The following is a 19,245-nucleotide window of genomic DNA, read 5'->3' as shown; positions in this document are numbered from 1 at the left end:
CAACTAGTTTGGCGGGGAATTCGCGAGGCCGGTGGGCGCCCGGTATTCGCCGCCGCGGCCTCATCGTCGCTCCGGCAGGACCAGGATCTTCACGTGTTCGTCGGGTGCGCGCAGGGCGGCGAACGCGTCGGCGACCCCGTCGAGTCCCACGCGGCCGGTGATGATCGCCTCGGCGTCGATCTCCCCCGACGCCAGGCGCCGCAGCGTGATGTCGTAGGCGTCCTCGTACGGACCGTGCCCGAAATTGACGGCGATGCGGCGGAACTGGCCCACCACCGGAACGATCGTCTCGGTGGCGAATCCCGCGGCCAGTACCTGGATGCGCGAATTGAACGGCAACCCGTGCATGAGGGTGTCGAGCATGCCCGGCCGGCCGCTGCATTCGTAGGCGATCAGCGTGCCCGCGGCGCCCGGGTCGACGAGCGAATGACGCTCCGCGACAAGGCCGTTCCACACCTGTATCGGATCCTGTTCGGTGGGGTCGACGGCGACGTCCGCACCTACCGCGAGCGCCAGGGCGCGGCGCTTGGGAGACGGTTCGGAGGCGACGACCACACCCGCGCCGTGCGCCTTGGCGGCGATGATCGCTCCCAGACCGATGGCGCCACAGCCGATCACGAGAGCCGAATCACCGGCGCGCAGACCGGACTGCTGCACGTGCATCTCGCCGACGTGCAGCGGTTCGGCCAGCGTGGCATGCTCCAGCGACAGCCCGTCCGGCACATGCCGGACCCAGACGCTGTCCACCACGATGTGCTCGCCGAACGCGCCGTGATAGTCGTTGGAATAGCCGATGATCGTCGGGATGCCGGTGCCGGCCTCGGTGGCCAGCCCGATGCCCGCCACGCGGTCGCCGACCGCGAAATCCGTGACGCCCGAACCTGTTTCGACGATCGTCCCGGCGTATTCGTGTCCCAGCACCACGGGTCGCGCGATGTCGAAGGTGGCCAGCGGATAACCGCTGTCCGCCGCGACCTGCACGAACCGCCCGGCATCCTTGGCCATCGACAGGTCGCTGCCGCAGATGCCGCAGGCGGCGACCGCGATGCGCACCTGCCCCGGGCCGGGAGCCGGTGGATCGGCGACCTCGGTGACAGCGAATTCCCCGTCGAGATATCCCACGGCACGCATCGATTCACGCTCCTGTCGCGGCGGATTCGCCGTAGTAGTCGGTGTGGGCCTTGCTGATCGCGGTGACCAGTCCGCCGATGAGGCGGTCGCGGTGATCCTCGGCATACTGCAGACTCGCCTCGCGGCCGCGGTTGCGCAGCCGGAAGTGCGGAATCACCTCCGAGGCGAACAGTTCGTAGCTGCGTTTGGTGTCCTCCCAGTCGGCCATGTCGACATGCAGGATCAGCAGGGTGCCGAAGCCGCCGGTCTTGTCGAGGAGCCGCTCGATCTGCGCGATCGCCTCGTCCGGTGTCCCGATGACGGCCTGGCCGAATTCGCCGAGGCTGTCGTTGCGCCAGTGGTCGATGATCCCCCGTCCGGATTCGGCCCACTCGGGTCGCTGTCCGGTCTGGCGGTTCACATAGGCCGCCATCGAACCGATCCGGCGCGCGACGGCGCGTTCGGCGTCGGCCCGGGTTTCGGCGAGGAACATCGGATTGACCAGCCGCCACCGCGAACGGTCCGCGCTGTGACCGTGCTCCGCGCACACCTTGTCGTAGATTCCCCAATTGCGGTCCAGCACATCGAAACCCGCCGGTGAGCTGGCGGCGAGCGACAGCAGTGAGAGGCCGTGGGTGCCGGCGAGCACCGAGCCGTTGGGGGAGACGGTGGAGGCCGTGGCGATCTCGATCCCGGCCGGGTCGTAGGTGGGTAGCTGAGCGCGAGCGTCGCGCAGCGTGAACCAATCGGTGGACATGTTCACCACGTCGCCGCGCAGCAGCGCCAGGATCGCCTCGAGCGCCTCGCCCTGGCGCCGCCGCTGGTCGGAGGGGTCGATCCCCATCATGTGCGCGTCGAGTGGGATCTTGCCCGGCCCGGTGCCGAAGATCAGCCGCCCCCGGGTCTGCAGATCGAGCTGGGTCATGCGGTCGACGGTGACCAGCGGGTGATGGTAGGGCAGTGACACCACGCCGGTGCCGAAGCGAAGCCGCTGCGTTCGCTCGGCCGCGGCCGCGATGAAAACATCGGGCGCGGGCACGATTTCGGCGCCGGTCGAATGGTGCTCACCCATCCACGCCTCGTCGAATCCGAGGTGATCGAGGTGTTCCATCAGATCGATATCGCGCCGCAGCTGCAGGGCGGGGTCGGCGTTCAGTGGATGGTACGGGGCGAGGAAGGCCCCGAATCGTAAGGATTCGGACGTGTGCACGGAGTCTCCTTCGAACGGCGCGTCTGTGATCTGCTTCACCGCGCTGTGTCCTGCTTAACATGGATCACTTGATCCAAAAGTTTCCTGTCTCGGTGACCGAGATGGATCGAGAATCTCTGCACCCCAACACTTTCCGTGTGCGTATGAGATAGGGTTGCCGGAATATCGGATCGAGCGAACCAGTACGGAGGTGGTCTGATGTCGGCTCCAGCGCCCAACCGCCAGGGCAACGCGACCCGCGGCCGGCTCGTCAAGACGGCCGAGCGTCTGTTCGCCGCGCACGGGGTCGACGCGGTGTCGGTGCGCGCGGTGAACGCGGCCGCGGGCCTGGGGCCGGCGTCGGTCAACTATCACTTCGGCACCAAGGACGACCTGATCACTGCGGTGCTGCTGGATCTCGGCGCCGCGGTGCGCGACAGCATTCGCGCCAATGCCGACCGGCTCGGCGCACGGGACGAGGCGCCGACCACCGAGGAGCTGGTGCGCGCCGTCACCGAGCCCTACCGCGATCTGCTCCTGCGGCACCGCACCCGCGGTATGCGGTGGGTCAGAATCGTCACCCAGGTCTCGGCGCGCGACCATCCCGCCCTGCGCGTGGTGGAGGAGAACCTGCGCGAGCGTCTGCACGTCCAGGTGCGCCGCACCTTTCCCGAGGCCGATCCCGCACGTCTGGAATCGCGCTGGGCCATCGCCCTCATGGGATTTCTGCAGGCGCTCGCCCGTGCGGGGGACTGGCATGCCCATCCCGATCCGCTGCCCGCCGAGGTGCTGACCGCCTACTACGAGGATCAGGTCGCCTTTCTGTCCGGGGGACTCGACCGCCTGCTCCGCGAGAAGGACTGATCTCGAGCCCGATTTCGCTGGTGGAGCATGTGGACCCGGCTTCCGGAGGTACATTCGTGTCCGTGGCGCCTGCCGTCACGGCTCGCGTCGGGAACCGGCTGTGAGGAGGCGAGATGGCGCGGGACAAACGCGAGGTATTCCAGGATCTGGTGGATCGGGTGCTCCACGGCAACGGCAGAACGCCGCGGGAACAGCGGGCGCAAGCCTTCGGAAACGCCGGACCGCCGCAGCTGCGCGAACTGGTCGACAAGGTGGCGACCCGGCCGACCGAGGTGACCGATGCCGACTTCGCCGCGGCGCGCGCCTCGGGGTTCGGCGAGGGCGAACTCGTCGAATTGGTGATCGCGGCAGCGGTCGGACAGTCCGCGCGCCAGTACGACGCGGGACTCGCCGCGCTCGTCGACGCGACCCGGGAGCGTGGCTGATGCGACCGGACGTCCTGAACCACGACTATCGGCCCGGAACCAAACTGCTGTTCAGGGCCGTTCGATTGTTCTCCGGTCAGCCGCTGCCCGATGCCGCGAAGCTGGTGTTCTACCGGCCGGACTTCTACGGCGCGCGAGCGAAGGCGTTCACGCACGCGGCGATGCGCGGCCCCTCCGAGTGGTCGGTCGCCGACCGGGAGCTGATGGCGGCGTATGTGTCGAAGGTCAACGCCTCCGCGTTCTGTATCGGTGCGCACACCGCGACCGCGGGACAGGCCTATGCCGACGAGGCGAAAGTCCGTGCGGTGCTCGACGATCCGGAATCCGCGCCGATCGGTGCGGGCCTGCGCGAGACGCTGCTACTGCTGGGCAAGCTGTCCCGCGACGGAGAGATCTCCGCCGACGATGTCCGAAAGGTGCTGTCCGCCGGGGTGTCACCACACCAGGTCGAGGACGCCATGGCGGTCTGCGCCGCCTTCAACACGACCAACCGGCTCGCCGATGCCTTCGGATTCGACGTGCTGAGTCCGGAGGGTTTCGGCGCGGGGGCCAAGTACCTGCTGAAGCGGGGTTATCGGTAGCGCCGGAGCGGTCCGCAGGTGTCTGCCCGGCGGAAATCTAGAACAAGTTCTCGCAATGGGTAGACAGTTTTGGTAAGTTGTCTACTAGGTCACGAGGGCCGCCCGCCGTGCGATCGATGCGGTTGCGACAACCCTTGTGTGACAACCGAAATCGCACTGGAATGCCAGTTCCGACCGAGGGGAAGATCATGGCCATCGTCCACCCACTGCCGACGACCGAGGGCGACCGGCGCACGCTGGCGCTGGACAGTCCGGTGGATCGCCGGCGCATCGGCGAACTCGAGGTGGACACCACCGCCGAGGTGCGGAGCGCGGTCGCGCGTGCCCGCGCCGCTCAGCCGGCCTGGGCCGCGCGCGGCATCGCCGAACGTGCCGAGATCCTGCGCGCCGCCGTCGGCGTGATCGTCGCCCGGCGCGCGGAGATCGCCGAGACCATCCGCACCGAGACCGGTAAGCCCGAGGCCGAGGCGCTCGGCGTCGAGATCGTGCCGGCCTGCGACTTCCTCAACTACTGGACCGCACGCGCCCGGCGTGATCTGCGCTCGCACCGGCAGCGGCTGCACGGCTATCTGAAACCGCTCAAGAAGCTGTACATGCAGTATCAGCCGCTGGGCGTGGTCGGTGTCGTGACGCCGTGGAACGCCCCGTTCGTGCTGTCACTCAATCCGGTGGTGCAGGCACTGGTCGCCGGCAACGCCGTGGTGTTCAAACCGTCGGAGGTGACGCCGCGGTCGGGTGAGTGGGTGGCGCGCGTGCTGCACGAGGCCGGAGTGCCGGAGGATGTCGTGCAGGTGCTGCACGGCGACGGCGAAACCGGTGCGGCACTGGTCGATTCGGAAATCGACAAGGTGTGCTTCACCGGCAGCGTCGGCACCGGCCGCAAGATCGCGGCCGCCTGCGCGACCCGGTTGCTGCCGTGCACCCTGGAACTGGGCGGCAAGGACGCCATGATCGTCTGCGCGGACGCCGATCTCGAGCGCGCCGCCGCCGGTGCGGTGTATCTGTCGATGTTCAACACCGGCCAGGTCTGCATGAGTGTGGAACGCATCTATGTGGTCGACAGCGTCGCGGACGAATTCATCCGGCTGGTCACCGAGAAGGCCGCGGCGGTCACCTACGGTCCCGGTGACACCGATATGGGCCCGCTGTTCTGGGATCGCCAGCGCGACATCGTGATCCGGCACATCGACGATGCGAAGGCCAAGGGCGCCGACATCGTGGTGGGCGGGGCCGCGGACACCGGTGACGGCCTGTACTTCCAGCCCACCGTCGTGGTCGGCGCACATCACGACATGGACCTGATGACCGAGGAAACCTTCGGTCCGGTGACCGCCATCATGCGGGTCCGTGACGAGGACGAAGCCATCCGGCTGGCCAACGACTGCAAATACGGGCTGAGCGGCTCGGTGTTCACCAAGGACGCCGCCAAGGCCCGGCGGATCGCGGCCCAGCTCACCACCGGTTCCGTCGTGCACAACGATGCGGCCGTCATCTACGGCGTGCCCGAGGCGCCCTTCGGCGGCCGCAAGGACAGCGGTGTCGGCCAGGTCAACGGCCCGGGAGCGCTGCGCGGCTTCACCCACGCCCAGCCGGTCCTGATCGATCGCTGGCAGCCCAAGCAGGAAAGCATCTGGTACCCGTACTCGGAGAAGACCATTCGCAACCTCGACGGTCTCATCCGCTACGGCTTCGGCAACAAGATCATGCGCAAGCTGCTGTCCTGACGAGCGCCCTCACGCCGTGCCCGGGCCGGGCAGCAGGGCGAGCAGATTGTGGACCAGCGGTCGCTCGTCGCCGGTGCGGTGCGCGGTGTAAATGGTTGTGTCGGCATCGGTTTCGGTCAGCGCGATGATGCGCGCCGAGGCCGGTGCCGTGAAGGTCGCGCTGCGCGGCGCGACCGTGATGCCGAGGCCTGCGGCGACCAGATAGAGAATGATGGTCCAGTTGGTGGCCTCCTGCACGATGCGGGGCCGGCGGCCCGATCGCAGCAGGGGCGCCAGGTTCCGGTCGTGGGCCAGCGAGCCGGCGGCGCGGGGGAAGAAGACCATCGGGTGGTCGACCAGATCGGCGCCGGTGACGGTATCGCGCGCGGCGAGCGGATGGTCGTCGGGCACCACGGCGACGAACGGCTCGGTCATGAGCGGTGTGGTGGTGGTCCCCGGCTGCGGGTCGGGATCGCGCACGATCGCGAGGTCCAGGGCGCCGTTGGCGAGCCGCTCCATCAGATGGCTGGTGAATCCCTCGACCAGGTCGACCTCGACCAAGGGATAGCGGTCGCGGAACGCGCGCACCCCGCGCAGTGGTTCGAGCGGCAGTACCGACGGCACGAAGCCCAGGTAGAGCGTCCCCTGTCCACCCTGCCCGATGCGGGAGACCTCGGCCAGATCGCGCTGCGCATGCCCCAGCAGGGCCTCGGCGCGTTCACGCAGTACGACGCCGGCGGGCGTGAGCGCCACCGTGCGCGAGGTGCGATCGAACAGGCGGGCGCCGAGCAGCGTCTCGAGCCGCCGGATCTGCTGGGTCAGGGCGGGCTGGGCGATGTGCAGGCGGGCGGCCGCGCGTCCGAAATGCAATTCCTCCGCGACGGCCAGGAAGTAGCGCAGGTGTCGCAGCTCTACCCCGTCCATATGCCGCCATCCATAAGTTCAAGATATCAATCGGAGCTATCGAATATTGGACGCTATGGGTTCCGGCGCGCATCCTGGTGAAGTGATTCTCGTCGAACCGATGTCCGGGCCGGCCGACGCCGCCGCCTTCAAAGAACTCAATCTGGAGTGGATCACCGCTCTGTTCGGCGTCGAACCGGCCGATCTCGCCACTCTGGACAATCCGCAGCGGATCGTGGCGGACGGCGGGCAGGTACTGATCGCACGCGACGGTGACGACCGCGTCGGGTGCGTCGCCCTCATCGCGGAGGATCCGGGTGTTTTCGAGATCTCGAAAATGGCGGTCGCGCCGCGGGTTCGGGGCCGGGGGATCGGCCGCCTGCTGCTGAACGCCGCCATCGATCGCGCTCGCGCAGCCGGCGCGACCTCGCTGTTCCTGGCGAGCAACGGGCGTCTGGCCGATGCCGTGCACCTGTACGAATCGGTGGGATTCGTGCACGTGCCGCCGGCGCAACTGCGGCCGATTCCCTACGATCGGGCCGACGTCTTCATGAAATTCGATCTCACGCACCAGGTTTCGGCCGTCTGAACCCTTCTCGGGGATCAGTTGATCGGCGGACGTCCCTGCGTGTCCACGCCCGAGCCGTTCCAGTGGAACGACACCGTCGTATAGGTCCCGTCGGGGCAGGCGTTGCAGCTGCCCGGCGTCTTGTAGGTCAGTACGACGGTGTCGTCGGTACCGGCCGGGTGTCGACGGTGGTGAACGCCTGTGCTTTCGGCGTGGCGGTGCCGACGTAGTCGCCCCGGTGGAACAACAGTGCGTGCTCCGGGGAGCTCGCGGTGGCGCCCTGGGTGGTCACCACCACGACCGACAGTGTCGAACACCGGTTGTAGGTGCCGCGCAACGCGGGTGGGTTGTCGTTCCACGCCCAGGTGACACCGCCACCGGCGTCGTACGGCGGCAGGGTCGCTACGGCCCGGCGGATCTCCGGCGCCGCGAGGTCGGTGGTGCAGTCCGCCGAGCCGGAACTCGTGGTGGCGGCGGCGGTTTCGCGCGTGGTGTGGTCGACCGGCGTCGGCGAAGAGGTGGCGGAACAGCCGGCCAGCGCGACGAGAGCCGCGCCGGCGAGCACCGGCAGCCATGCCCTCCGCAGTGGTCGGCGCGGGATACGAGTGGCGGGGGAGCGTGGCGCAGCGACGGTCATATGTCGAGTGTGGCCGATGAGCTTGGTGACTCCTTTCGTTTTCCGAGCGAACGGTGACCCCAGTTTTCGTGTCAAGCAACTGGAACCTGCCGGGCGGCACGGCAACTGCGTAGCGTTCGACGGACACGTCGCCGGGGGAACGGCGACGCCGTCGGCTTCTGCAGAACAGGAAGACATCGTGTCCGAATTGTCGCCGGTTCCGGCCTGTCTCGCCCCCGCGATCGCCGATCGCACCTCGCTCGCCGCCGCCCCGGAACCGCGGCCGCAGCTCAGCGCCCGGGAAGTGGAAGTACTGCTCGCGTGGATTCTCGGTGAGACCAAAGGCGAGGTCTGCCGCAAGCTGTTCATCGCGCCCGGAACGGTCAACACTCACCTCGCCCGGATCCGGGAGAAGTACCGCACCGCGGGCAGGCCGGCACCGACGAAGGCCGCACTGCTGGCGCGCGCCCTGCAGGACGGGTATCTGGATCTCGACGACATCTGACGTGGAGGCGGCGGATCAGCCCGGGTCGCCGGCGCGCGGTCCGGGGGCGTCGATCTCGATCCGCCGGATGCCGGAGCCGGGATCGTTGACCACGACCGTGGCCAGAATCGCCCTGTGCGGCGGCAGAATTCGAACATGGACCGTCCCGGCGACCGCGGTGGCCAACGCCGCGGCGACGGTGCCCAATACCCGGCGGCGGGCGGCGGCAGGCAGGTCGTCCAGGCCGTGGTCGTCGATCAGGACGACATCGACGCCACGCAACCGGGCATCGCGCGCCGCCGTCGTGACCGGTTCGGCGGCGAGCACGGGGGCGCGCAGCGTATCGCGCAGATGCGCCTCGATCAGGCGGCAGTCGTCGCGGGTGCGGTCGTCGAGCGGCTGCGGGCCGGCGATGCGTTCCAGAATCGGGCGAACCATATCGTCGAGACGCTGGATCTGGTCGCGGCGCTCGTCGAGTGCGGCGGCCGCCGCGGCTTCGGAACCCACCTGCCGGGTCGATTCCTCCCGCAGCCGGAAGATGGCCCGCGCCGCGGGACGAAGGGTGTAGGCGAAGAAGGTCGCCATCATCAACGGCCCCAGATTGATCGCCGAAATCGCGACGCCGTGACCGAAACCCTGACCGCTCTGCCACGACCACACGGCGGAGGTGGCGATCATCGACAGCAGACCGGCCCATGCGGCGCCGGTCCGCCCGCGCACGCACATGAACGTCGCGGTCACCGTCCCGCACCCGAACGACCACAGTTGCGCGACCGAGGTCGGGGGAATCGGCAGGTTGAACAGGGTCAGCGCCGCGGTCGCCGGAATCGAGACGGCCAGCGCGGCGGTCGCGGGGAGGGGCAGCGGGTCGGGCCGGATGCGCAGTAGTGCCGCGGTCGCGGCGGCGGTGACCGCCAGTCCGGTGAGCACCGGCCACAGATGCCGGGTCTGCTGCGCGGACGAAAGGCTCAGCGCCGCTTCCGAAACCAGGTAGAAGGCGGCGATCAGCCAGGCGGGCCGGGTATCCATGCCCAGGAGGGTGCGAGCATCGCGGACGGGTCCGGTGGCCGCGCTCATCGCTCGACCGCCCGCCACGACAGGTGAATCCGGGTGCCGGCGCCCGGACGGCTGCGCACCTCGACCTCGCCGCCGGGCAGGCGGCGCACCCGTTCCACGATGCTGACGGCCAGTCCGAGGCGGTGGGAGGGGACCTTCGCCGGATCGAATCCGCGGCCGTCGTCGGTCACGACGACCTCGATCCGCCCCGCGTCGAATCGCATGCTCACCGTGCGCGCGGCGTGTGCTCCGGCGTGAATGACGCTGTTGCGCACGGCTTCCGCGACGGCGGCGCCCAGGACCTGGATCGGCTCGGCGGGAAAGCAGCGGTCGCCGCCGTCCGGGTCCTCTCGCACGGTGACCGGCAGCCGGTCGTCGACGTCGGCGACCGCGGTGCGGATGTGCGCGGCGGCCGTCGCGATCGTAAAACCTTGTGCGCCTTCCGAACCCGCGTCGTCCAGCTTGCCCAGTGCGAGTTCGGCCTGGTGGCGTACCTCCGACCGCTGGGTTCCGCGCGCGGCGGCCAGCAGGGTCGACATCACCCAGTCGTGCAGCAGTGCGTTGAACCGGGCGCGTTGGACGGTGCGCGCGCTCGCCGCCGCGGCGGCGGCCGCGGCCTCGTGGGCTTCGGTCCGGGTGGCGTCCAGAATCCGTCCGGCGCGCATCGCCATCACCCCGGCCGCGACGAAGAGCAGGCAGAAGCTGATCGCGAACATGAGGTCCGGGACGAAGCGGCCGTTGTGTCCGGGCGCGCGGCAGAAATGGTTGATGAGCTGGACCGGGATCACCGCCGCGAGCAGTACGGCGACGGTGCGGCCCGCGGGCCAGACCAGTGCCGCGGACAGTCCGGCCAAGCCGGGAATGGTGGAGATCCACGCATCGGCGCGCAGCAGTTCGCCGTTCCACGCCACGGGCCACAGGGCGGCGGCGACCACGAAGCCCAGAGCGGTCAGGGCGGCGGTCGCGCGAACCCACCGAAGGTCGGGATGAAACGAGAACAGACCCATCACCACGGCCGGACCGTAGACGATGCCCACGGCGAGCACCGTCCACCACAGGGCCAGGTCGTCGGCCTGGCTGATGATGGTCGCTGCCATCAGGAACAGATAGGCCACATACCCGGAGGACAGGAAGCGGGCGAACAACCGGGTGATGCGGTCCTCGGCCGGGCCGACCGTCGGCCGTGCGTCACCGGCGTCCGGATCTACCGGCGTCGACGTGGTATCGGCAGCCACCCGTCCTCCAGAGCGCGTTTGAACAGTTCGGTTTTGGTGCGCGACGGCCGCCCCGCCTCCGCGTACTTCTGCCGGATCCGGGCCAGATAGGCGTTGACCGTGTCTTCGGTCAGGCCGGTGAGCCGCGCGACGCGGGCCGCCGGTTCGCCCGAGGCGTACAGGGCCAGGACATCGCGTTGGCGGGGGCTGAGCGTGACCGTGGCGAAATTCTCGTCGGAGTCGATCGCGACCGCCCACTCCGTCGTAGGCACCTGGCGGCCGGCCGCGGCATCGCGCACGGCGGCGGCGACCACCTCGTCGCGTTCCGACTTCCGCACCACGCCGAGAACGCCGGCCCGGGCGGCCGCGCGCACCAGGAACGGTTCGTCACCGGAGGTGAACACCAAAGTTTCGATGCCGGCGGCCCGCAGGTGCTCGATATTGATGGCGGGGGAGGACCCGTCGGGAAGCCGCAGGTCGAGCACGACGAGTGCCAGATCCGTTGTAATGGACAATAATTCGGTCACCGATGCGGCCGTGGCCGCGATGGTGACGGTGGGCTCGCCGGCGAGGATCTGGCGCAGGCCCGCGATGGTGACCTGGTGATCCTCGACGACACCGATGCGATACGGGTCCCCCGCGACATTCTCCTGCACCCTGCCCCTCCTGTGCCGACCGTGCCCGGCGGCGCCGGTCCCGGCGCGCGAATACGGCAACGGATGATGATTGTTATTCACTCCGCCGGGGTAATTCATTACGTCCAGCCGTTCGAGCCTCCACGCACAACTGACCAGTCGTCGTGCGAAACACCGACTGGCGCACTCGCCGCGGCGGGGCAGACTGAGCGGTACGGGATGGCAGCGCCCCAGGTTCGAGGAAGGAGGCGTGGATGTCGTGACGGCAGAACCGCGCCACGTGCCCACGGTGACGGTGGATTTCGACGATCTCGCCGAACTGATCCTCGCCGTGCATACCGTGGTCACCGATGTGCCGCGCCGGCTACGCCGCCGGCACGACAACGTCGTCGACATCGTCGCGGCGACGGTCAGCGATATCCGGCCCACGGACGCGGGACGCCGACATCGTCTGCTGCGCACCCCGGCAGCTGCCTTCGCGGTGACCCAGCGCGGCGAAACGATCGACGTCGTCGTCGAGCAGGGCGATACCGTCGCCTACGCCAGCTTCTTCGATCAAACGCCCGCGGCTCACACGGATTTCGCGGCCTGGCTAGCCGAACACACCCACGACGCCCTCCGGGACCGGCACATCCACTCGATCCTGTCCTGAGCGTTCCGCCGAGGCCCGGTCAGCTTATTCGCTACTGCCCGAATCTGTTACTGCCCAACGGGTTTGCCGAACAGATCGAGCATGAACGGGGCGATCTGCGGCAGCAGGGTGGTCCACAATTCCGGGGCGAGCAGGACCGAGCCGGCGTCTTCGGTGTGGCAGCCCGCGGGCGCGGGTGTGCCGTCGAAGCGGTCGGCGAGGAATCTGATCATCAGCGGGACGGCGAAGGTGTCGAGGGTGAGATGTTCGCTGAAATGGTCGCGCAGATAACGGATGCGGGCGGTGGCGTCCGCGCAATAGGTCGCGACCAGATCGTTGACCGGCCCGACGGGAAGTAACCAGTCGGGGTTGGCGTGCAGCATGAACATCGGCATATCGGGGGTGTGGTGGCCCATCTTGATCTCGTCCATCACCGCCACGGCGCGCGGGTCGTCGAGCGGGTGCGGGATCGTGAAGAGGCTGTCGTAGTCGACGAACGGCACGACCAGGGAGGTCGGGACCTGGCAGAGGTTCTGTTTCGCTGCCACGAGCGCCCGGCCGGCGGGAGTCAGGTACTTGTCGAAAAGGTCTGCCAATTCCGGATATTCGCGGCTCGCGCCCACCGCACCGGCGAAGACGATGCCCGCGCCCGCGTTCGTGCTCGCCATTTTCAGCGCCCCGCCGACGTCGGCGGGGATACCGCCTTCGGCGGCGCCGACGATGGTCAGCTCCGGGGCGTAGTCGCGATGCAGTTCGGCGGCGTGGCCGGTGGCGAGCGCACCGCCGGAATACCCCATCACGCCCACCCGGGTGCGCGGCCCGTCCAGGCGCATCGGCGCGAAGTTCTCGGCGGCGCGGATACCGTCGAGGGTGATCCGGCCTTCCAGCGGACCCGCGCCGAAAGCCTGCTCGGGGCCCTCGGTATCGGTGACGACGACCGCCCATCCCATCTGCGCGGCGGCGATCGGGACCGCGAACAGACTGCTGGTTTCGGCGGAGCCGGCGAGCGGGCCGAGCGAGCCCACCTGGCTCAGATACGAAGGGCGGCAATACTGTCCGAGCGAGTCCTCGGCGAACTGATACGACAGCAGGGGCCGAGGGGCCGGGCTGTCGGCGTGCGGTCTCATCACCGTGGTGACCGCGGGAATCGCGCGGCCGCGGGTGTCGGTCGAGCGGAACGACAGCTGCCAGGCATCGATGCTGAAGGGCAGGACACCGAGGTAGGCGAGGTGGACCTGCCGCGCCGCGATGATCTCGCCCGGCTGCTTACCGTCCACGATCGACTGATCCGGGTGATAGAACTGCGGGTCGAGTTCCGGTGGCAGTGGCGGAACCGGAAACGGCAGTGGCGGAACCGGAAACGGCAGTGGCGGTGTCACCGGTACCGACGGTTGCGGGTCCGGTGGCGGGGCCGCCGTCGAGATCCCGGCGACCGTCAGAACGGTGGCCACGGCGAGGGCGGCCGCGACCAGTGCGGTCCGGCGGCGAGACGGGCGGATGCTGTGCGCGGTGACGTCCTTGTCCACCCTGTCAGCACACCGCACCGGCGGAACCGGGGGTACCGGCAATCCGACAGCCGGTGGCCGCGCCGTTTGGAAAAGTGCCCAAACGTGTTCAGGGCGCGAAGTGGTGCGCCTGCAGCCGCTGTGCGGTGAGGGCGGCGGCCACGGTCATCGCCTCGGTGGGGTTCTGCGGATCCAGCCCGATGAGATCCCGGACCCGGCACAGGCGGTAGTTGACGGTGTTGCGGTGGATGTCGAGGCGGCGAGCGGTGGCCAGCTGGTTCAGGCCGGTCGCCAGGAACAGCTCCAGGGTCCGGGTCAGGACGGGTTGGGTCTCCAGCGGTGCCAGCACCGCCGCCAGTCCGGGCCGGGCGGCGTCGCCGGCCGCAATGGCGTATTCGAACTGCAGATCCGTTCTGCGGCAGAAATTTTCGGCACGCTCGAGGCAGCGCCCGAGTTCGGCGAGGATGCGGGCCTCGGCGTACCCCGACGGGATGTCGGGCCGGGCCGCGGTCGCCGTGCCCACCCAGTACGCCGGTGCGGTCCGCGGCAGGCGGGTGCGCAGCGATGCCGTCGTGTCGCGGCCGTCGTCGCCCGGCGGAAGCGGGATCAGCGCGACCCACCCCGAAATGTCCATGCGCACAAGGACTCCCGGCATCGATTCGACTCGATGCCGCAGATCGGCCGCCACGTCGCCGATATCGGGGCCCAGCCGGAACACCGTGATCAGGTAGCGCTCGGCGAGCCGGACCGTAGGCCGCCCCGGCCATTGCTGCGGATCACGGCCGGTGAGCAGGGCCTCGGTCACCGCGCGCCGGTGTTCCATGAATTCCCAGCGTGGATCGTGCGCGCGGTCGGTCGCGGCCGCCACGATGCGCTGGGTGAGCAGCCCGAGGTAGCGCATCAGCGGCGCGGCCGCCGTCAGCAGCAGTTCGCGCTCGCTCGCCGTCGCCGAGTCGAGCAGGCGATCCCAGACGACACTCGCACCGAGCCGGTAGCGGTCGAGGACGTCGGTGACCGCCGCGCCGTCGCGGACGCGTTCGACCGCGAGCCGCACCATATCGGCGGTGTCGTCCTCGCCGGGTTCGATCCCGGTGCGCAGGTAGCGGAAGAACAGGTCGACATTGAGTTTCACCCCGTGCGCGAAATCCGCGGCCACCAGCGATTCCGGCAGCCGCGGATACGGCGGCACCACCCCGTAGAATCCGTCCACCATCGCCACGACGCTACGGTGCAGTTCCTCGATTCCCGGCCCGGTGGGCGGTGTCATGGCAGGCCCCTCCATCCCGCGCGACGCTTACGGCGACGACATTCGCTCGATGGTATCGGTACCGGGCCGGGCTGGTAGGCGGTTCAGCGGGCGTCCGAATCGACTCCGGCGATCCGATCGGCCGTGGTGAGCGGGATCGGGGTGAACATGGCGGGTTCGTCCTCGGGGACCAGCGCGGTCGGGCCGTAGATCCAGTCGGTGAACGAGTAGTCGCCGGTCTCGCGGGCGCGCAGGAGAACATTGCGCTGTTCGCGGGGCCGGCCGTCGAGATGCCACAGCTCGCCCCAGGCGCGGGCGGTGAGTACGACGCGGCGGCAGTGTTCGGGACGAACCGCCTGATAGGCGGCCAGGGCGCCGTCCCAGTCGACGGTTGCGCCGGCGCCGCGTCGCCGTCGGGCGTGTTCGGCGAGAACCCAGCCGTCCTCGATCGCCATGATCGCGCCCTGGGCCATATATTGCAGCGGCGGGTGGGCGGCGTCGCCGAGGAGAGCGATCCGGCCGTCGACCCAGGTGCCGATCGGATCGCGGTCGTACATGCGCCACCACTTGTCGCGCCACATGTGTGGCAGGCGTTCCCGCACGAATGCGCAGGTGCCGGCGAAGGCGTCGTCCAGTTCGTCAGGGGTGCCCCAGTCCGCGAGTCCGGCCAGCGCCTTGGGGGATTCGAAGACCGCGACCTGATTGAGCAGATCGCCGCCGCGCAATCCGTAGTGGACGAAGTGGCACCGCGGGCCCACGTACACCACGACCTCGGACAGATCGACCGGCCGATCGACCGACGCGATCGGCACGGTCCCGCGATAGGCGACGTACGCCGAGGAGACCGGGCGATCGTCGGCGAACCGGCGCCGCGCGACCGAATGCAGTCCATCGGCCGCGATCACCACCGACGCCTCGTGAACCGCACCGGAATCCGTTGTGGCGGTGGCATTCTCGCCGTCCTGCGCATACGCGGTGACTCGTTGCTCGGTGAGCAGTTCGACACCGGCGTCGCGGCACGCGTCGAGGAACAGGGCGTGCAGGTCGCTGCGGTGGATGACCAGATACGGATATCCGTACCGTCGTTCGAGGTCGCGCAGGTCCAGTGCGGTCAGTTCGCTCGCGTCGACCGCATCACGCATCACCATGCGGTCGGGGACGACGCCACGCGCCCTCGCCTGCTCCAGCAGTCCGTACTCGGCCAGGATGCGGGTGCAGTTCGGGGCGAGCTGAATGCCGGCGCCGACCTCGCCGAACCGCTCCGCCCGCTCCAGGACCCGGACCCGCAGTCCGAGGCGTGACAGCGCGAAAGCGGTACTCAGTCCGCCGATTCCGCCGCCGGCGATCACGACATCGGAGGTGCTCATAGGGCAGCTTCCTTACAACCAGGGGCCGAGGTCGGCGACGTCGGCGAGCGAGTGGGGACGACCGGCGAGGTAGGCGGCGACCTCGGGCAGCGGGCCGCGTGGCAGCGCGTCGAGTCCGCGTCTGGCGCGGATGTCGTCGACGAGCGCGGACAGGAATTCGCCGGGAAGGTCGGCGAAGCCGGCGCCCGTGCCGAGATCGACGGTATGGACACACACTTCCCGTGCCCGCAGCCACGGGATCTCCGTGGCCGGCACTGTCCGCCCCTGCGCGGTGACGACCTCGCGACGCCAGTCGTCGCCGGTCAGGGAACTCATCGCTGCCGACAGCGCGCGTACCGACTCGTTCAGCCAGGCCACCAGATCGGCCGCCGAACGGGTCGCGCCCTGTTCGATATCGGAATCACGTTGCCGCGCCGAGGAATACATCGGCATGCGGATGCCGGTGCTGGCCCAGTGCACCAGATTGCCGAGCGCGTCCGCGTTGGCGGCGACGTGCGCGACGAGGTGCTTGCGCGTCCAGCCGGGCAGCGGGCTCGGCGCCGACATCGACGCCTCGTCCAGAAGAGCGACCTGGGTGCCGAACAGGGAGGTGCCCTGCTCGGCCCAGCGCAGCGCGTCCGTGAGCGTTCGCCCGGTCACGATGCCTTCACGACCTTGTTGGTGCACGCACCCAGGCCGTCGATCCGGGTGACCACGGTTTCCCCACCCACGAGATACACCTTCGGATCCCGGGCGTGCCCGACACCGGCGGGGGTTCCGGTGGCGATCATGTCGCCCGGGTTCAGGCGGATGATCGTGGAGACGTACTGCACGAGGCGGACCGGATCGAACAGAAGGGTGCCGGTGTCGTCGTGCTGCATGACGACACCGTCGACGATGGTCTCGACCCGCAGTGCGGGCCGGACGCCGCCGACCTCGTCCGGTGTCACGACGTAGGGGCCGACCGGCGTGACGGAATCCCAGATCTTGCCCTGGGTCCATTCGATGGTCCGGAACTGCCAGTCCCGCACGGAGATGTCGTTCATGACGGTGAAGCCCGCGATGGCGTCCGTGGCCTGCTGCTCGGTGGCCCGGCGCACCGGCTTGCCGACGACGACCACCAGTTCGACCTCCCAGTCGAGAGCGTCGGTTTCGGCGGGTTTCACGATCGGATCGTCGGCGCCGATGAGGGAGTCGGCGTATTTCGGGAACAGTGTGGGGTAGCTGGGCAGTTCGCGGCCCATCTCCCGAATGTGGTTGGTGTAGTTGTGCCCGACGCAGATCACCTTCGACGGGTTCGGCACGACGGGAGCGAAGTCGGCGCCCGCTACCGGCCAGGTCTGCCCGGTGGCCGCGGCGGCGACCGTGGGCCAGTCCTCGCGGGCGAACAGCGCGCCGAGGTCGTCGTAGCCGAGGTCGACCAGACGGTCGCCGTCGAGGCGGACCGCGCGGGTGCCGCCGTCGACGCGGAGGGTGGCGAGTTTCATCGGACGGTCTCCTGACGGTCGAGGTGGAGTGCTTCGAAGACGGGCGCATCCGAGAACCGGAAGAGGTCCAGTGCGCCGGAGTCGGAATCGGTGCGGCCGGATTCGGAGGTGACGGACAACGATTCCCACGACGGGACGACGAACAGATCGCCGCGGGTCACCGACCACGTCGTGTCGCCGACGGTCACCGTGCCCGAGCCGTCGAAGACCTGGTACACCGACGAACCGGTCTCGCGCACGGGTGCGGTCTGTGCGTGGCGAGCGATCCGGTGGAACTCGGCGCGAATCGTCGGCAGCACGTCGGCGCCGTTGTGCGGGTTGGTGAATCGGACCGCCGCGTGGCCGGGTTCGACGGTGCCGCCGTACCCTTCCCGCTCCAGCTGCAACTGGTCGGTGAGGGCGGCGTCGGTGTGCTCCCATTTGTAGGCCAGCAGTGGCGAACCGGGCGCGACCTCGCCGACCGACAGCGGCCGCAATCCGGGATGACCCCACAGTCGTTCCGAGCGTGAGCGCTGGGGCGTGATCCGTTCGGCCGCATCGATATCCGTGCGTCCGAATTGGAAGAACTGCGCCTCGGTCAGGTATTGGAACGGGATGTCGAGCCCGTCGATCCACGCCATGGGCGACGCGGTCGCGTTGTGATGGGCATGCCAGTTCCAGCCCGCCTGCGGCAGGAAATCGCCGCGGCGCATCGGGACCGCGTCGCCGACCGCCCGCTCACCGCTGCCGCCCACCACCGTCCACACACCCGAGCCTTCGACCACGAAGCGGAACGCGTGCTGGGTGTGGCGATGTTCGGGCGCGTCCTCGCCGGGCATCAGATATTGGATCGCCGCCCACAACGTCGGTGTGGCGAACGGCCGCCCGCCCAGGCCCGGATTCGCCAGTGCGATCGCACGACGCTCGCCACCGCGGCCGACGGGGACGATATCGCCGGCCTCGGCCGCGAGCCGCAGCAGCCGCTCCCAGCGCCACAGATGCGGCACCGCCCGCGAGCGGGGATGGGCGGGCATCAGATCGCCGATCTCGGTCCACAGCGGCACCAGCAGTTCCTGTTCGAAACCGCGGTACAACCGCTCGAGCGCGGGCGTCACATCCGGCTGATCCGGCGCCGCGACCGCTCGCAAGCGGACAGGAGTGTCAGTCGTGCTCATAGCGCCTACAGTGGCGCGTGCCGCGGCGCTGGAAAACAGAATTCTGCTCAGCAGAACCAGGCCTGGTTCGACTTCGTACGGGCCGCTACCAGTATCGGACCTGCTTCCCGTCGGTGTCGGTGATGAAGACGAGCGCGTCGGCGGTGTCGAGATCGGCCCGGCGCAGTGGGATGTGGCCGAGGACCATCGGCTCGCCCGTGGCGATCGCCGCAGGTAGCGAATCGCGCAATTCACTGGCGGGAAACAGGGTTCGGCGTGTCGTCGCCTGCGCCAGCACACCCTGCAGGCTGGCCGGATCGCAGGTGGTGGCGCCGTCGGTCGTCACGACCGTGTAGCGGTCTCCGAGCGCGAGGGCGACGAGCGCCCCGGCTCCACCCCAGCCGGGGGTGTCCTCGCCGGGGGAGTGCGCGCGCTGGAGGTGGGCGTTGTGTGCGAAGACGAGACTCGGCCCGCGGTGCCGCTCCCGCTCGACGATCGCCAGCAGGTTGTCGGCCATCATTTCGGCGCGCACGCTCAGCAGGGCACCGA

The 19,245-nt window shown here is 69.1% G+C and carries 21 protein-coding genes; 7 read left to right on the top strand and 14 right to left on the bottom strand.

The window, feature by feature from the left end; translation table 11 throughout:
* Positions 1-60: 60 nt before the first annotated feature.
* Positions 61-1,131: an alcohol dehydrogenase catalytic domain-containing protein gene (locus tag RJ03_RS23095; RefSeq protein WP_036505692.1), complete on the bottom strand. Its 1,071-nt coding sequence runs from the start codon at positions 1,129-1,131 to the stop codon at positions 61-63.
* A gap of 4 nt (positions 1,132-1,135) precedes the next feature.
* Complete coding sequence (locus tag RJ03_RS23090; protein WP_036505708.1) at positions 1,136-2,320, bottom strand: LLM class flavin-dependent oxidoreductase; 1,185 nt, start codon at positions 2,318-2,320, stop codon at positions 1,136-1,138.
* A 198-nt stretch (positions 2,321-2,518) separates the two neighbouring features.
* Between RJ03_RS23090 and RJ03_RS23085 the strand changes: the two genes are divergently transcribed.
* From RJ03_RS23085 to RJ03_RS23070, 4 genes are all read left to right on the top strand, one after another.
* Complete coding sequence (locus tag RJ03_RS23085; protein WP_036505691.1) at positions 2,519-3,163, top strand: TetR/AcrR family transcriptional regulator; 645 nt, start codon at positions 2,519-2,521, stop codon at positions 3,161-3,163.
* Between the two features lie 113 nt (positions 3,164-3,276).
* Entirely contained in the window at positions 3,277-3,588 is a 312-nt protein-coding gene (locus tag RJ03_RS23080; RefSeq protein ID WP_036505690.1) for a carboxymuconolactone decarboxylase family protein, read from the top strand.
* Positions 3,588-4,169: a carboxymuconolactone decarboxylase family protein gene (locus tag RJ03_RS23075; RefSeq protein ID WP_036505689.1), complete on the top strand. Its 582-nt coding sequence runs from the start codon at positions 3,588-3,590 to the stop codon at positions 4,167-4,169. Before RJ03_RS23080 ends, RJ03_RS23075 begins: the two co-directional genes overlap by 1 nt.
* 161 nt (positions 4,170-4,330) lie before the next feature.
* On the top strand, positions 4,331-5,893 hold the full coding sequence (locus RJ03_RS23070) for an aldehyde dehydrogenase family protein (RefSeq protein ID WP_245552364.1): 1,563 nt from the start codon (positions 4,331-4,333) through the stop codon (positions 5,891-5,893).
* Between the two features lie 9 nt (positions 5,894-5,902).
* Here RJ03_RS23070 and RJ03_RS23065 read toward each other — a convergent pair whose 3' ends face one another.
* A complete protein-coding gene (locus tag RJ03_RS23065) occupies positions 5,903-6,796 on the bottom strand; it encodes a LysR family transcriptional regulator (protein WP_036505687.1) in 894 nt (297 codons plus the stop codon).
* A gap of 82 nt (positions 6,797-6,878) precedes the next feature.
* On the opposite strand from RJ03_RS23065, the gene RJ03_RS23060 reads away from it, so the two are divergent.
* The gene (locus RJ03_RS23060; RefSeq protein ID WP_198163819.1) at positions 6,879-7,364 is read left to right on the top strand and encodes a GNAT family N-acetyltransferase; all 486 of its coding nucleotides are present in this window, start codon (positions 6,879-6,881) and stop codon (positions 7,362-7,364) included.
* A gap of 127 nt (positions 7,365-7,491) precedes the next feature.
* On the opposite strand, the gene RJ03_RS36225 is transcribed toward RJ03_RS23060, so the two are convergent.
* Entirely contained in the window at positions 7,492-7,980 is a 489-nt protein-coding gene (locus RJ03_RS36225; protein ID WP_157163483.1) for an LppP/LprE family lipoprotein, read from the bottom strand.
* A gap of 178 nt (positions 7,981-8,158) precedes the next feature.
* On the opposite strand from RJ03_RS36225, the gene RJ03_RS36220 reads away from it, so the two are divergent.
* Complete coding sequence (locus tag RJ03_RS36220) at positions 8,159-8,464, top strand: LuxR C-terminal-related transcriptional regulator (RefSeq protein WP_232329325.1); 306 nt, start codon at positions 8,159-8,161, stop codon at positions 8,462-8,464.
* A gap of 15 nt (positions 8,465-8,479) precedes the next feature.
* On the opposite strand, the gene RJ03_RS23045 is transcribed toward RJ03_RS36220, so the two are convergent.
* Genes RJ03_RS23045 through RJ03_RS23035 form a run of 3 tightly spaced genes read right to left on the bottom strand, consistent with a single transcriptional unit; the run spans position 8,480 to position 11,369 of the window.
* Positions 8,480-9,472 (bottom strand): DUF8320 family protein, encoded by a 993-nt coding sequence (locus tag RJ03_RS23045; protein WP_167332000.1) that lies wholly within the window; start codon positions 9,470-9,472, stop codon positions 8,480-8,482.
* Positions 9,473-9,516: 44 nt separating this feature from the next.
* Positions 9,517-10,734 (bottom strand): sensor histidine kinase, encoded by a 1,218-nt coding sequence (locus RJ03_RS23040; RefSeq protein ID WP_051025129.1) that lies wholly within the window; start codon positions 10,732-10,734, stop codon positions 9,517-9,519.
* Complete coding sequence (locus RJ03_RS23035) at positions 10,704-11,369, bottom strand: response regulator transcription factor (RefSeq protein WP_036505684.1); 666 nt, start codon at positions 11,367-11,369, stop codon at positions 10,704-10,706. Before RJ03_RS23035 ends, RJ03_RS23040 begins: the two co-directional genes overlap by 31 nt.
* 238 nt (positions 11,370-11,607) lie before the next feature.
* Between RJ03_RS23035 and RJ03_RS23030 the strand changes: the two genes are divergently transcribed.
* Positions 11,608-12,000, top strand: coding sequence for a hypothetical protein (locus RJ03_RS23030; RefSeq protein ID WP_157121790.1), 393 nt, complete (start codon positions 11,608-11,610; stop codon positions 11,998-12,000).
* A gap of 47 nt (positions 12,001-12,047) precedes the next feature.
* Here the strand turns inward: RJ03_RS23030 and RJ03_RS23025 are convergent, their stop codons facing one another.
* From RJ03_RS23025 to RJ03_RS22995, 7 genes are all read right to left on the bottom strand, one after another.
* The gene (locus RJ03_RS23025) at positions 12,048-13,505 is read right to left on the bottom strand and encodes a lipase family protein (RefSeq protein WP_051025126.1); all 1,458 of its coding nucleotides are present in this window, start codon (positions 13,503-13,505) and stop codon (positions 12,048-12,050) included.
* 88 nt (positions 13,506-13,593) lie between these two features.
* Positions 13,594-14,751 carry a PucR family transcriptional regulator gene (locus RJ03_RS23020; protein ID WP_157163482.1) on the bottom strand — a complete coding sequence of 386 codons (1,158 nt, stop codon included), beginning with the start codon at positions 14,749-14,751 and terminating at the stop codon, positions 13,594-13,596.
* 83 nt (positions 14,752-14,834) lie between these two features.
* Positions 14,835-16,097, bottom strand: a complete 1,263-nt coding sequence (locus RJ03_RS23015) for an FAD-dependent oxidoreductase (RefSeq protein WP_036505681.1) — start codon at positions 16,095-16,097, stop codon at positions 14,835-14,837.
* A gap of 12 nt (positions 16,098-16,109) precedes the next feature.
* Positions 16,110-16,736: a maleylpyruvate isomerase family mycothiol-dependent enzyme gene (locus RJ03_RS38155; RefSeq protein ID WP_036505680.1), complete on the bottom strand. Its 627-nt coding sequence runs from the start codon at positions 16,734-16,736 to the stop codon at positions 16,110-16,112.
* Positions 16,733-17,563: a fumarylacetoacetate hydrolase family protein gene (locus RJ03_RS38150; RefSeq protein WP_036505679.1), complete on the bottom strand. Its 831-nt coding sequence runs from the start codon at positions 17,561-17,563 to the stop codon at positions 16,733-16,735. Before RJ03_RS38150 ends, RJ03_RS38155 begins: the two co-directional genes overlap by 4 nt.
* Complete coding sequence (locus tag RJ03_RS23000) at positions 17,560-18,717, bottom strand: cupin domain-containing protein (RefSeq protein ID WP_036505678.1); 1,158 nt, start codon at positions 18,715-18,717, stop codon at positions 17,560-17,562. Before RJ03_RS23000 ends, RJ03_RS38150 begins: the two co-directional genes overlap by 4 nt.
* An 85-nt stretch (positions 18,718-18,802) precedes the next feature.
* Positions 18,803-19,245: erythromycin esterase family protein (locus RJ03_RS22995; RefSeq protein WP_036505677.1), on the bottom strand; the 443-nt coding region annotated here is incomplete at its 5' end.

The organism is Nocardia aobensis NBRC 100429 (assembly GCF_000308375.1).
GTDB lineage: Bacteria > Actinomycetota > Actinomycetes > Mycobacteriales > Mycobacteriaceae > Nocardia > Nocardia aobensis.
The sequence above is the reverse complement of the archived record's forward strand: the minus strand, read 5'-3'. Positions and strand labels throughout refer to the sequence as shown.